Origin of the sequence: Bradyrhizobium yuanmingense (assembly GCF_900094575.1) — a bacterium.
GTDB lineage: Bacteria > Pseudomonadota > Alphaproteobacteria > Rhizobiales > Xanthobacteraceae > Bradyrhizobium > Bradyrhizobium yuanmingense.
Genome location: NZ_FMAE01000009.1, coordinates 302885 through 315962, shown reverse-complemented (window position 1 = coordinate 315962; position 13078 = coordinate 302885). Strand labels below are relative to the sequence as shown.

Here is a 13078-nt window from a genome sequence, read left to right as displayed (position 1 = left end):
ATGGCCGCCGAGAACGACAAGTCGAGACTCGACGACGCCGCGCGCGCCGGCTGGCTCTATTTCATTGCCGGTCACACACAGGACGAGATCGCAAAGATGCTTCAGGTGTCGCGGGCCTCGGCGCAGCGGCTGGTCTCGTTGTGCCTCGCCGAGCGGCTCATCACCTTCCGGCTCGAGCACCCCATCGCAGCCTGCATGGAGCTGGCGGCGCGCTTGAAGCAACGGTTCGACCTCGTTCATTGCGAGGTGGTGCCGGCCGATCCGGCCGCGCCGCAGGCGGTGGCTGGAATCGCCGAGCGCTGCGCCAATTTGCTCGATTCCACGCTGCGTTCGGAGACGCCCGTGATCGTCGCGCTCGGCACGGGCCGGGCGGTGCGTGCCGCCGTCGAGCGCGTCACGCCGATCGAGCGGCCCAATCACCAGATCGTCTCGCTGGTCGGCAACATCTCCGCCGACGGCTCGGCGAGCTTCTACGACACCGTTGGCCGGCTCGCCGATCGCACCGGCGCGCGACACTATCCGATGCCGCTGCCGTTCCTGATGTCGTCGGAGGACGAGCGCAACAGGATGGTGCGCATCGAGCCGATTGCGAAGGTGAAAGCGGTCGCAGCCAAAGCGGATTTGCGCCTTGTCGGCATCGGCCAGATGGACCAGAAGGCGCAGGTGCACATCGACGGCTTCGTCACCCGCGACGAATTGTTCGAGATGATGCGGCTGGGCGCCATCGGCGAGATCACCGGCTGGGCCTATGACGCCAAGGGCCGCCTGCTCAAGGCCGGCACCAACAAGCGCCTCACCAGCATTCCGCCGGAAGTGCCGGCGAAGACCACCACGATCGGTGCGGCGGTGGGCGCGGCCAAGGTGGCGGCGATCTCTGCGGCCTTGAGCGGGGGCCTGATCAACGGCCTGATCACCGACGAAGCGACGGCAAGGGCGATTCTGGAGCGGTAAAGCGCTCACGCTTCGCGTGCCTACCACACTGGATGCTTCGCGTTCGCGGAGGACGGCAGCCGTGGGTGAAGCAAAACCTCCCCATCCTTCCCGCACCGCAGCACTCACAAGTTGCTGGAATGCCCACGCGCCTGCTTGACAACGTGCCGCCCTTGCGCTGAACATACGCCCAACGCGTGGGCATATGCCCAAAACGCGAATTGAGGGGAGGTCACCGTGAAACATGTCCTGGGCGCCGTCTGCGGCGCGTCTTGCCTGCTGCTGGCCGTCCCGGCGACGGCCGAAACGACCCTGACGATCGCCACCGTCAACAATGGCGACATGATCCGCATGCAGGGGCTGACGGGTGAGTTCACCAAGAAGAACCCTGACATCACCGTGAAATGGGTGACGCTGGAGGAGAACGTGCTGCGCCAGCGCGTCACCACCGATATCGCCACCAAGGGTGGCCAGTTCGACGTCCTCACCATCGGCACGTACGAGGTGCCGATCTGGGCCAAGAAGGGCTGGCTGGTACCGCTCGCCAACCTCGGCGCCGATTACGACGTCGCCGACCTCCTGCCCAAGATCAAGGACGCGGTCTCCGCCGACGGCAAGCTCTACGCCGCCCCGTTCTACGGCGAGAGCTCGATGGTGATGTACCGCACTGATCTGTTCGAGAAGGCCGGCCTGAAAATGCCGGAAAAGCCGAGCTGGGATTTCGTGATCGACGCGGCCAAGAAGCTCACCGACAAGAGCGCCGGCACCTATGGCATCTGTCTGCGCGGCAAGGCAGGCTGGGGCGAGAACATGGCGTTCCTCTCGGCGATGGCCAATTCCTATGGCGCGCGCTGGTTCGACGAAAAGTGGCAGCCGCAGTTCAACACGCCGGAATGGAAGACGACACTCACGACCTACGTCAACCTGATGAAGGAAGCCGGGCCTCCCGGCGCCAGCTCCAACGGCTTCAACGAGAATCTGGCGCTGTTCAACGCCGGCAAATGCGCGATGTGGATCGACGCCACGGTCGCGGCGTCCTTCGTCACCAACCCCAAGGAGTCCAAGGTCGCCGACAAGGTCGGCTTCGCGCTCGCGCCCAACACTGGGCTCGGCAAGAACGCCAACTGGCTGTGGGCCTGGAATCTCGCAATCCCTGCCGGCTCCAAGAAGACGGAAGCCGCCGAGAAGTTCATCGCTTGGGCAACTAGCAAGGACTACACCAAGCTGGTGGCGTCGAAGGAGGGCTGGGCCAACGTGCCGCCGGGCACGCGCACCTCGCTCTACCAGAACGATGAGTACCTGAAGGTCGCGCCGTTCGCGAAACTGACGCTGGCCTCGATCGACGCCGCCGATCCCAACAAGCCGACGGTGAAGCCCGTTCCCTACGTCGGCGTGCAATACGCCGCCATCCCTGAATTCCAGGGCATCGGCACCCAGGTGGGCCAGCAGTTCTCGGCGGCGCTTGCGGGATCGATGACGGTCGATGCAGCACTCACGGCTGCGCAGTCCGCTACCGAACGCGAAATGAAGCGCGCCGGCTACATCAAGTAAACCCGGGCTCTCCCTGAGCTCAAACTTGCGGCCATCCATCCTTGCGGGATGGCCGCCCTTCATCCTCCGAGCGGAGCGCCAAGAATGGCAACCCGGCAGACGCAGTTCCTTGCGCGCTCGCTTCTGACGCCGGCGGTCGGGCTGCTGTTCATCTGGATGATCGTCCCGCTGGGGCTGACGATCTATTTTTCGACGCTGCATTACAGCCTGCTCGATCCCGGCTCGGAATCGTTCGTTGGCCTGGAAAATTTCCGCTATTTCCTCACCGATCCTGCCTTCCTTGCCTCGCTCCAGAACACGCTCGTGCTGGTCGGCTCGGTGCTGGCGTTGACCATCCTGCTCGGCATTCCCCTGGCGCTGCTGATGGACCAGCCGGTGATCGGGCGCAATTTCGTTCGCCTGATGGTGATCGCCCCGTTCTTCGTGATGCCGACGGTGAGCGCGCTGGTCTGGAAGAACCTGTTGATGCATCCGGTGTCGGGATTGTTCGCCTGGCTCGCCTCGCTGTTCGGCCTGACGCCGATCGATTGGTTCAACGACGTGCCGCTGTTTGCGGTGATTTTGATCGTGACCTGGCAATGGCTGCCGTTCGCGACTCTGATCCTGCTCACCGCGCTGCAATCGCTCGACGAAGAGCAGAAGGAAGCCGCCGAGATGGACGGCGCCAGCGCCGTTTCGACCTTCATCTACATCACGCTGCCGCACCTGGCGCGTCCCATCACGGTGGTGATCCTGATCGAGACCATCTTCCTGCTTACGGTGTTCGCCGAGATCTTCGTCACCACCGGCGGCGGGCCGGGCCTGCAAACCACCAACATCGCCTTCCTGATCTATTCGCAGGCGCTGATCCAGTTCGACGTCGGCAGCGCCTCGGCGGGCGGGCTCGTCGCGGTGGTCATCGCCAACATCGTCGCCTTCTTCCTGGTCCGCATCGTCGGCCGCAACCTGGAGGCCTGACATGGCACGGATGGCGACGACGCGGCGGGTGATGATATCGACGGCGGCGGCCTGGCTGTTCGGCTTCCTGATCTTCTTTCCGATCCTGTGGATGGGGCTGGCGAGCTTCAAGACCGAGCTCGAGGCCTTCGCGATCCCGCCATCCTTCCTGTTCTTCCACTGGACCACCGAAAACTACGCGACCGTGCAGGAACGCAGCGATTATCTGCACCACGCGATGAACTCGATTATCATCGCCGGCGGCTCGACGCTCATTGCGCTGCTGATCGCCATTCCGGCGGCCTGGTCGATGGCGTTCTCGCCAACCAAGCGCACCAAGGACATCCTGCTCTGGATGCTCTCGACCAAGATGATGCCGCCGGTCGGCGTGTTGGTGCCGATCTACCTGATCTACAAGAGCCTCGGGCTGCTCGATTCCCGCATCGGCCTCGTCTTCATCCTCTGCCTCGGGAATCTGCCGATCGTCATCTGGATGCTCTTCACATATTTCAAGGAGATCCCGCGCGACATCTTAGAGGCCGCGCGCATGGACGGCGCCACGATCGGCCGCGAGCTGGTCTATGTGCTGACGCCGATGGCGATCCCGGGACTGGCGTCCACGCTGTTGCTCAATCTGATCCTGGCCTGGAACGAGGCGTTCTGGACGCTGAACCTGTCCACCTCGAGCGCTGCGCCGCTCACCACGTTCATCGCCTCCTATTCGAGCCCCGAAGGGCTGTTCTGGGCAAAACTGTCGGCGGCGTCCACGCTGGCGATCGCGCCGATTCTCGTCCTGGGTTGGTTCAGCCAGAAGCAGCTCGTGCGCGGGCTCACCTTTGGCGCGGTGAAATAGGGGGCTGCCGGATCATGGGTCAGATCACACTTCAGGGCGTGCAGAAATCCTTCGGCCCCGTGCACATCATCAAGGGCGCCGACCTCGAGATCGCCGATGGCTCCTTCGTGGTGTTCGTCGGTCCCTCCGGCTGCGGCAAGACCACGCTGCTGCGGCTGATCGCGGGGCTCGAGGACGTCAGCGGCGGCAAGATCCTGATCGACGGCAAGAACGTCGTCGATACGCCGCCCGCCAAGCGCGGGCTGTCGATGGTGTTCCAGTCCTACGCGCTCTATCCGCATATGAGCGTGCGCGGCAATATCGGCTTCGGCCTCAAGATGGCGGGCTTGCCGAAGGACGAGATCAACCGCAAGGTCGAGGCGGCCGCCGCGACGCTGAATCTCACGCCCTACCTCGACCGCAAGCCGCGCGAGCTCTCCGGCGGCCAGCGCCAGCGCGTCGCGATCGGCCGCGCCATCGTTCGCGAGCCCAAGGCATTCCTGTTCGACGAGCCGCTCTCCAACCTCGACGCCGCGCTGCGCGTGCAGATGCGCATCGAGGTGACGCGACTTCAGAAGCAGCTCGGCACCACCGCGATCTACGTCACCCACGACCAGGTCGAGGCCATGACCATGGCCGACAAGATCGTCGTGCTCAACGGCGGCAAGATCGAGCAATATGGCTCGCCGCTGGAGCTTTACGAGCGACCCGCCAATCTCTTCGTCGCCGGCTTCATCGGCTCGCCCAAGATGAATTTCGTCACCGGAGAGCCTGCTTTGCAGAAGGGGGCGGCGACGATCGGCGTTCGGCCGGAGCATCTGAAGATCGAGCGCGACGGCGGTGGCGGCTGGCAGGGAACCATTGCGGTGGCCGAGCATCTCGGCAGTGACACCTTCCTCTACGTCGACGCCGGCGCGCTCGGCATGCTGACGGCGCGCTACATCGGCGAATTGAGCCTGCATGGCGGCGACCGGGTGTCGCTGATGCCCGACCCTGCGCGCATTCACCGCTTCGACGAGAGCGGCAACGCTCTTCGGGGCTGACAAGAAACGGCAAGAAGATGGAAAGACGACCATGTATCTGGAAAAATTCAGGCTGAGCGGCAAGACCGCGTTCATCACCGGCGGCGGCCAGGGCATCGGCCTCGCCTGCGCGGAGGCGCTGGCCGAGGCCGGCGCGAAGGTCATCATCGGCGACCGCGACGGCAAGGTCGCCGACGGCGCCAAAGCCAGCCTGAGGGCGAAGGGCTACGACATCGAGACCGCAATCATGGACGTCACCAACACCACACGCGTGGCGGAGGTGGCAAATGATCTCGTCGCCCGCCATGGCAAGGTCGACATCCTCGTCAACAATGCCGGCATCGCGCGGAGCGAGACGCCGGCCGAGACCGTTACCGACGAGCACTGGCTCAACGTCATCGACGTCAATCTCAACGGCACCTTCTGGTGCTGCCGCGAGTTCGGCAAGCACATGTTGAAGGCCGGAAGCGGCGCCATCGTCAATGTCGGCTCGATGAGCGGCTTCATCGTCAACAAGCCGCAGGAGCAGTGCTTCTATAACGCCTCCAAGGCCGCCGTGCACCATCTGACCAAGTCGCTGGCCGCCGAATGGGGCGCGCGCGGCATCCGCGTCAACGCGGTGGCGCCGACCTATATCGAGACGCCGCTCAACGCCTTCGTGAAGAGCAATCCGAAAATGTATGACGCCTGGATCGGTGGAACTCCGATGGCGCGCATGGGGCAGGTCGAGGAGATCGCCTCCGTCGTGCTGTTCCTCTCGTCCGAGGCCGCGAGCCTGATGACTGGCAGCATCGTGCTGGTGGATGGCGGCTACACTTGCTGGTAGGCTCACCGTCAAAACGGACGGACCGGGAGAGACCATGCCGCGAGCGTATATCGGCGTCGACGTGGGGACCACGAGCACGCGGGCAGGGGTGTTTGACGAGGCCGGCACGCTGCTCGCGACGGCCCGGCATCCGATCAGGATCTGGCACGAGGCCGGCGACATCGTCGAGCAGTCGTCGGAGGACATCTGGCAGGCCTGCGCCAAATCGGTGCGCGCGGCGATGGCGGAAGCAGCGATTGCGCCGGGCAGCATCGGCGGCATCGGTTTCGACGCCACCTGTTCCCTCGTGGTGCTCGATCCGCAAGGCGAGCCGCTCACCGTCAGCACCTCCGGCGAGGCGCAGCGCAACGTCATCGTCTGGATGGACCATCGCGCCACGGCCGAAGCGCGGCTGATCAACGAGACCGAGGACGCCGTGCTGCGCTATGTCGGCGGCTCGATCTCGCCGGAGATGGAGATGCCGAAGCTGCTCTGGCTGAAGCGGCATCTGCGTGCGAGTTTCGATGCCGCCGGTCATTTCTTCGATCTGGCCGATTATCTGACCTGGCGGGCGACCGGCGCGCTGCAGCGCTCGACCTGCACCGTCACCTGCAAGTGGAACTATCTCGCCCATGACGGCGGCGGCTGGAGCGCGCCGTTCTTCAAGCGCATCGGCCTGTCCGACTTCGTCGCCGAAAAATATGCGCGCATCGGCACCGAAATCGTTGCGCCCGGTACGCGCCTCGGCGTCGGGCTCACGCCGGCAGCAGCAGTCGAGCTCGGCCTTCCTCCCGGCACCCCGGTCGGCGCCTCCCTGATCGACGCCCATGCCGGCGGTATCGGTGCGATTGGCGGCCGTGACGGGGCAGCCGGCCCGAGCGATGTCGGCGATCGTCTCGCCTACATCATGGGAACGTCGGCCTGCATCATGGCGACGACGAAGGAGCCGTGCTTCGTGCCGGGCGTGTGGGGTCCCTATTATTCCGGCATGGTGCCGGAGTTCTGGCTCAATGAAGGCGGGCAGTCCGCCGCGGGCGCTGCGATCGATCATCTCCTCAAGTCGCATCCCGGCCATGGCGAGGCGAGCGCGGCGGCACGCAGCGAAGGCCTCGATCTCATCGATTTCCTCGAGCGCCGCATCATCGCGCGCTCCGGCGGTGCCAGCCGTGCCGCGCTGCTGGCGCGCGACGTCCACGTGCTGCCGGAATTCATTGGCAACCGCTCGCCCTATGCCGATCCCGACACGCGCGCGGTGATCGCGGGCCTTGATCTCGACACCGACATCGCCGCGATGGAACGGCTGTTCGTCGCCGGCCTCTGCGGTCTTGCCTACGGGCTTGCGGAGGTCATCGAGGCTTTTGCCGCGCATGGGGTCCGCTCCAGCATCATGGTCATGGGTGGCGGTGCCAGCCGCAGTCCTTTGGTGCGGCAGATCATGGCGGATACCACCGGTCTCACGGTCGCGTTGCCGCAGACGAAGGAGCCGGTGCTGCTGGGCGCCGCGATGTTAGGGGCGGTCGCCGGTGGCGCCTATGCCTCGATCGGTGAGACCATGGCCAAGATGTCGGCGCTGGGGCGCAAGAGCGAGCCGGCCGCGCCTGATATGGCCGCGTTTCACGCCCGCAAGCGCGAGGTCTACAAGCTGCTGCGCGAGCTCGATCGCGGCAGCCGTGCCGCGATGCGCAGCGTCGCGAGAGGTTGAAGGACATGCTGATTGCCTGCGGCGACGCGCTGATCGATTTCGTGCCGACGCGAAACGTCGAAGGGCGCGAAGCGGTGATGCCCGCGGTCGGCGGCTCCTGCCTCAACGTCGCGATCGGCATGGCGCGGCTGGGCGCGCCGACTGGTTTCGTCGGCGGCATCTCGACCGACCTGTTCGGGCGCATGATCGCCGATCATGCCTCCGCATCGAAGGTTGCACTCGATCTCGCCACCCGCAGCGACCACCAGACCACGCTCGCCTTTGTCCGCATTGTCGAGGGCGAGTCGCACTACGCCTTCTACGATGCCGAGACCGCGACGCGGAACTGGACTTACCGGCATGGGTCCATTCCGTTCGATACTGTCGAGGCCGTCCATGTCGGCTCGACCACGCTGGTCAACGACCAGGGTGCGGCCGAGACCAAGGCGCTGATCGCAGACGCGCGGGCGTCGTCCACGATCTCCTTCGATCCGAACTGCCGACCGAACCTCGTCAAGGACAGGCCAACCTATCTCGGCCGAATGGCCGAGTTCGCCGGAAGCGCCGATCTCATCAAGATGTCGGACGTCGATTTCGCCTATCTCTTCGGCGAGGAGCCGTATCAGCAGCGCGCGAGCACATTGCTGGGGCAGGGGACGAGCCTCGTCGTCATCACCCGCGGCAATAACGGTGCCATAGCCTGGCATGCGCAAGCAGGGCAGATCGAAGTGCAAGCACCAAAGGTCGAGGTGGCCGACACTATTGGCGCCGGCGACAGCTTTCAGGCGGCGCTGCTGTTCGCACTTTACAAGCAGGGTCGCATCGCCCGGCCGAGATTGAAGGACATCGGCGCGGACGAGCTCCGCCGTGCGCTGTCCTTCGCCGCCAATTGTGCCGGCCTGACCTGCACCCGTCCGGGCGCCGATCCGCCTTGGAGCCACGAGATCAATTGGGACTGGTAGTCCACGTCACATCCGCGCGACGGCCTTCTCGGCACATTTGAGGAAGGTTCCGATCAACGGACTGTGGGAGTCCCGCCGCCAACAGACTGCGATGTCGAGGGAATCGGCGACGTCACGCAGGGGTCTGAACACGACTCCGCGTGGCGCGCCGAGCTGTGCGCAGGCCGGCAGGATGGCGAGACCTTCGCCGGCCAGGACCAGGCTCATCGCCGAATGCACCGTCTCGACGCGGCTGGCGATCGGCATCACCACCTGGTGCCGACGCAATAAAGGGACGACCGCGGAGGAGGAGGGCCCATGGTCCGGATGCGGGAGTGCGATCAGCGGGCGGCCCTGCAGCCGGGCCATCGGCACCGAGCTCAAGCGGGCGAGTGGCGAGCGGATCGGCATGGCCAGCATGAAAGGCTGTGCACCGATCTTTGCCACCTGTATCTCGGGATGATTGATTGCGGGCATACACAGCGCGACTGTGACGCTGCGGTCGAGCACGCGGGCCTCGCGCGTCGAGGCGCTCAGCTCAACGAAGCTGAGATCGACGCCGGGAACTGCGCGGCGCAGTTCGGGGATGAGTCGCGGCAACATCGCATTCGCCAGCACGAACATGTAACCGACTGACAGCCGGCCGCGCCGTCCCGAAGCAACCGCGCGTGCGGCTTCGGCGCCGTCGGCTGCCAACGCCAGCGCTTCGCTGGCGCGCGCCAGCAATGCCTGGCCGGCCTCGGTCAGATCCATGCCACGGGTGCCGCGGCGGAACAGCGGCGCGCCGATCTCGGCCTCGAGCTTGCGGATCTGGACCGAGAGGGGCGGCTGCGCCATCCGGAGCTGCTCGGCCGCCTTGCCGATGCTGCGCGCCTCGGCAACGGCGACAAAATAGCGGAGCCGGCGAAGATCCATTGGCATACCGAGAGCGTATGGGTTGGCGATAAAAATCGTATTGGACGGCGAGTTAACAAAACTGTCATTCTCGCTGTCAATGTCTTCGGGCCAATGGCGGCCCGCTTCGGAGCGTGATGTGACGATGAACGGCGATCCCTGTCTGTTGTCCGCGACCGAGCTGCGCGGTCTCGTCGCGGCAAAGCGGATTTCGCCAGTCGAGCTCACCCGCGCTGTGCTTGCCCGCGCCGAGGCCCTCCAGCCCGAATTGAACTGTTTCGTCACGTTGTGCGGCGACGAGGCGATCGCAGCGGCGCGCGAAGCCGAGCGCAAGGTGATGGCGGGCGAACCGCTCGGCCTGCTGCACGGCATCCCCGTAACCGTCAAGGACATCGTCAATACCAAGGGGGTCAAGACCACCTTCGGCGCCGTTCCCTACAAGGATAATGTGCCGGCCGAGGATGCCGTCGCCGTCGCGCGGTTGCGCAGCGAAGGCGCGATCCTGATCGGCAAGACCACGACGCCGGAGTTCGGCAGCAAGTGCCTCACCGATTCACCTTTGTTCGGTCGGACCCGCAATGCGTGGGACGCCTGCCGTTCCTCCGGCGGCTCCAGCGGCGGCGCGGCGGTCGCTGTGGCGAGCGGCATCGCGCCGCTCGCTATTGCGACCGACGGCGGCGGCTCGACACGAATTCCGGCCGCCTGCAACGGCGTGGTGGGCCTGAAGCAGAGCAACGGCGTGATCCCGCACAGCCAGGCGCTCGACGTGTTCGGCAACCAAACCTATGTCACGCCGACCACCCGGACCGTCGCCGATACTGCGCTGATGATGCAGGCGATGGCGGGCGAAGATCCTATCGATCCCTGGTCGATCGGCGTGCCCGTGCCCGACTTCATCGGCACCGCCGCCCCGCATGGTGATTTGCGCGGGCTGAGGATCCTGTACTGCCTGACGCCGCCGGGCCGTCCGGTATCGGCCGAAGTCGCCGCCAATTTCAAGGTGAGCCTCGACCGGCTGGCCGGGTTAGGGGCCGAGCTCGAGGAATTCTCCGGTGAGGGGTTCGACATCGAGCCGATCTGGCGCGCCATCAACCACACCGTCTGGCGCACGCGCTTTGCCAAGCTTGCGGCCGAGCATCGGGACGAACTGAGCGAGGCCTTCCTCAAGCAGCTCGCGCTCGCCAGCGAAGTCAGCGGCATCGACTATCAGGAGGCGATGTTCGCGCGCACCGCGTTGTTCCGCCGCGTGCAATCGCTGCTTGCGCGCGGTCACCTGCTGGCGATGCCGACGCTGACGCGCACCGCGCTGCCGATCAAGCAGGACCTGTTCGGCAATATCGAGATCGACGGCAGGCATTACGACAGCGTCCGGCCGCATTGGTTCCCCTGGACAATGCCGTTCAACATGACCGGTCACCCCGCGATCAGCCTTCCCTCGGGCTTTGCCCGCGACGGGCTGCCGATCGGGCTCCAACTGGTCGGCCGTTTCCGGGCCGATGCGGAATTGCTGCGCGTGAGCGCTCTGTTCGAGGCGTCAAGCGACCTTCTGTCCCGCTGGCCGTCTTGAGGAGATGGAGATGCAGCAAAGAGCTTGCTTAAGGCGTCCGGACATGTTGATCGTGGCCTGGGTGAGCCCTGAAGCCGAGCGCGCATGAGCGTCTTTGTCCTCCGACGTCTGTTGACTCTGCTGGCGACGCTGGTCGGCGCATCGCTGATCATCTTCCTGGTGCTGGACGCGCTGCCCGGCAACGCAGCGCAGATGCTAATGGGCGCCGATGCTTCGCCCGACGCGGTGCGCGCGCTCACCGTCAAGCTCGGGCTCGACCAGCCGCTGGCGGTTCGCTATTTGCAGTGGATCAAGGGCCTCCTCGTCGGCGATCTCGGCAATTCCTACGTCTACGGCACCCCGGTCGGCAGCCTGATCGCCGAGCGGCTGGTGCTGACCATTCCGCTCGCGATCATGGCCATGACGATCACGGTGACGCTGGCGCTCTCGGCCGGTATCTACACCGCCGCCAACCACAACAAGCTCGGCGATGTCGGCGTGATGTCGTTGACCCAAGTGGGCATCGCGCTGCCGAATTTCTGGTTCGCGATTCTCCTGGTGCTGCTGTTCTCGGTGCGGCTGCAATGGCTTTCGGCCGGTGGCTTTGCCGGCTGGGAGGACGGCATCTGGCCGGGGATCAGGTCGCTGCTGTTGCCCGCGATCTCGCTCGCGGTGGTGCAGGCCGCGATCCTCGCGCGCGTCACGCGTTCGGCCGTGCTCGAAGTGCTGCGCGAGGATTTCGTCCGCACCGCCCGCGCAAAGGGCCTCGGCAAGCGCGAGGTGCTGTGGAGCCACGTGCTGCGGAATGCCATGATCCCCGTGATGACCGTGATGGGCCTGCAATTCGCCAATCTGCTCGCCGGCACCATCGTGATCGAGAACGTGTTCTACCTGCCGGGCCTCGGCCGCCTGATCTTCCAGTCGATCGCCAACCGCGACCTGATCGTGGTGCGCAATTGCGTGATGTTGCTCGCCGCGATGGTGGTGATCGTCAATTTCGTGGTCGATGTGCTCTATGCCTTCATCGATCCCCGCATCAAGGTGCACGACCTGTGAGCGCGCCCATCACCATCGACGCGCCCGTCGCAACGCGTCCGCTGCCGGCGCGCACGTTCTGGCGCCGCGCGCTGCGCCACCGCAGCTTCGTCCTCGGTGGCACGCTGAGCCTTCTGGTGCTGGCTTCGGCACTGTTGTCGCTGGTATGGACGCCGTGGTCGCCTTACGAAATCGACATCGCCGCAAAGCTCCGCCCGCCCTCGGCGGCGCATTGGCTCGGCACCGATTCCTTCGGCCGCGACATCGTCTCGCTGCTGCTTGCGGGCGCCCGATCCACCATCATGGTCGGTGTCATCGCCGTCAGCATCGGTCTCACCTTCGGCGTCACTCTGGGTCTGATCGCCTCGGCCCGGCGCGGCTGGACGGAGGAGATCATCATGCGCTTTTCCGATTTCACCTTCGCCTTTCCGGCCGTGCTGTCCGCGATCATGCTCGCCGCCGTCGTGGGGCCGGGCATGGTGACCTCGATCGTCGCGATCGGCATCTTCCAGATCCCGACCTTGACCCGGCTGACGCGCGGCTCGGCCAATGCGATCTGGGCGCGTGAATTCGTGCTGGCGGCACGGGCGGCGGGCAAGGGGCGCTTCCGCATCACCATCGAGCATGTGCTGCCGAACATCCTGTCGATCCTGATCGTGCAGGTCACCATCCAGTTCGCGCTCGCCATTCTCGCCGAGGCCGCGCTGTCCTATCTCGGCCTCGGCACGCAGCCGCCGCAGCCATCCTGGGGACGGATGCTGAACGATGCGCAGACGTTGCTGTTCCAGTCGCCGATGCTCGCGGTCTATCCGGGCGTTGCGATCGCAATCTCGGTGCTCGGCCTCAACCTGCTCGGTGACGGATTGCGCGACCTGCTCGATCCCCGGCTGGCGCGGGAGCGATGA

General features: G+C 65.3%; 12 protein-coding genes. 11 read left to right on the top strand and 1 reads right to left on the bottom strand.

Features of this window, described 5'->3' with window-relative positions; translation table 11 throughout:
- From GA0061099_RS30615 to GA0061099_RS30580, 8 genes are all read left to right on the top strand, one after another.
- Entirely contained in the window at nt 1–951 is a 951-nt protein-coding gene (locus tag GA0061099_RS30615) for a sugar-binding transcriptional regulator (protein ID WP_036023408.1), read from the top strand.
- A 216-nt stretch (nt 952–1167) separates the two neighbouring features.
- Nucleotides 1168–2481: an ABC transporter substrate-binding protein gene (locus GA0061099_RS30610; protein ID WP_036023411.1), complete on the top strand. Its 1314-nt coding sequence runs from the start codon at nt 1168–1170 to the stop codon at nt 2479–2481.
- Nucleotides 2482–2565: 84 nt separating this feature from the next.
- Nucleotides 2566–3438, top strand: coding sequence for a carbohydrate ABC transporter permease (locus tag GA0061099_RS30605; RefSeq protein WP_036023413.1), 873 nt, complete (start codon nt 2566–2568; stop codon nt 3436–3438).
- Nucleotide 3439: 1 nt separating this feature from the next.
- Nucleotides 3440–4270, top strand: a complete 831-nt coding sequence (locus GA0061099_RS30600) for a carbohydrate ABC transporter permease (protein WP_036005504.1) — start codon at nt 3440–3442, stop codon at nt 4268–4270.
- A gap of 14 nt (nt 4271–4284) precedes the next feature.
- Complete coding sequence (locus GA0061099_RS30595) at nt 4285–5292, top strand: ABC transporter ATP-binding protein (protein WP_036023416.1); 1008 nt, start codon at nt 4285–4287, stop codon at nt 5290–5292.
- Between the two features lie 31 nt (nt 5293–5323).
- On the top strand, nt 5324–6097 hold the full coding sequence (locus GA0061099_RS30590) for an SDR family NAD(P)-dependent oxidoreductase (RefSeq protein ID WP_036023419.1): 774 nt from the start codon (nt 5324–5326) through the stop codon (nt 6095–6097).
- A 34-nt stretch (nt 6098–6131) separates the two neighbouring features.
- Entirely contained in the window at nt 6132–7778 is a 1647-nt protein-coding gene (locus tag GA0061099_RS30585) for an FGGY-family carbohydrate kinase (RefSeq protein WP_036023421.1), read from the top strand.
- Nucleotides 7779–7783: 5 nt separating this feature from the next.
- Nucleotides 7784–8719: a carbohydrate kinase family protein gene (locus tag GA0061099_RS30580; protein ID WP_036023438.1), complete on the top strand. Its 936-nt coding sequence runs from the start codon at nt 7784–7786 to the stop codon at nt 8717–8719.
- A gap of 6 nt (nt 8720–8725) precedes the next feature.
- Here the strand turns inward: GA0061099_RS30580 and GA0061099_RS30575 are convergent, their stop codons facing one another.
- The gene (locus tag GA0061099_RS30575; RefSeq protein WP_036023423.1) at nt 8726–9613 is read right to left on the bottom strand and encodes a LysR family transcriptional regulator; all 888 of its coding nucleotides are present in this window, start codon (nt 9611–9613) and stop codon (nt 8726–8728) included.
- Nucleotides 9614–9737: 124 nt separating this feature from the next.
- Here GA0061099_RS30575 and GA0061099_RS30570 point away from each other — a divergent pair, with 124 nt between their 5' ends.
- The 3 genes from GA0061099_RS30570 (at nt 9738) to GA0061099_RS30560 (ending at nt 13078) form a co-directional block, all read left to right on the top strand.
- Nucleotides 9738–11159: an amidase gene (locus tag GA0061099_RS30570; RefSeq protein ID WP_036023425.1), complete on the top strand. Its 1422-nt coding sequence runs from the start codon at nt 9738–9740 to the stop codon at nt 11157–11159.
- An 84-nt stretch (nt 11160–11243) separates the two neighbouring features.
- Nucleotides 11244–12194 (top strand): ABC transporter permease, encoded by a 951-nt coding sequence (locus tag GA0061099_RS30565; RefSeq protein WP_036005490.1) that lies wholly within the window; start codon nt 11244–11246, stop codon nt 12192–12194.
- Complete coding sequence (locus tag GA0061099_RS30560) at nt 12191–13078, top strand: ABC transporter permease (RefSeq protein WP_036005488.1); 888 nt, start codon at nt 12191–12193, stop codon at nt 13076–13078. The genes GA0061099_RS30565 and GA0061099_RS30560 overlap by 4 nt, the downstream gene beginning before the upstream one ends.

Bases quoted from the DNA above. Each gene is read 5' to 3' on its own strand.
- GA0061099_RS30615 (WP_036023408.1), top strand. From the start codon at position 1: ATGGCCGCCGAGAACGACAAGTCGAGACTCGACGACGCCGCGCGCGCC.
- GA0061099_RS30605 (WP_036023413.1), top strand. From the start codon at position 2,566: ATGGCAACCCGGCAGACGCAGTTCCTTGCGCGCTCGCTTCTGACGCCG.
- GA0061099_RS30600 (WP_036005504.1), top strand. From the start codon at position 3,440: ATGGCACGGATGGCGACGACGCGGCGGGTGATGATATCGACGGCGGCG.
- GA0061099_RS30595 (WP_036023416.1), top strand. From the start codon at position 4,285: ATGGGTCAGATCACACTTCAGGGCGTGCAGAAATCCTTCGGCCCCGTG.
- GA0061099_RS30590 (WP_036023419.1), top strand. From the start codon at position 5,324: ATGTATCTGGAAAAATTCAGGCTGAGCGGCAAGACCGCGTTCATCACC.
- GA0061099_RS30585 (WP_036023421.1), top strand. From the start codon at position 6,132: ATGCCGCGAGCGTATATCGGCGTCGACGTGGGGACCACGAGCACGCGG.
- GA0061099_RS30580 (WP_036023438.1), top strand. From the start codon at position 7,784: ATGCTGATTGCCTGCGGCGACGCGCTGATCGATTTCGTGCCGACGCGA.
- GA0061099_RS30575 (WP_036023423.1), bottom strand. From the start codon at position 9,613: ATGGATCTTCGCCGGCTCCGCTATTTTGTCGCCGTTGCCGAGGCGCGC.
- GA0061099_RS30570 (WP_036023425.1), top strand. From the start codon at position 9,738: ATGAACGGCGATCCCTGTCTGTTGTCCGCGACCGAGCTGCGCGGTCTC.
- GA0061099_RS30565 (WP_036005490.1), top strand. From the start codon at position 11,244: ATGAGCGTCTTTGTCCTCCGACGTCTGTTGACTCTGCTGGCGACGCTG.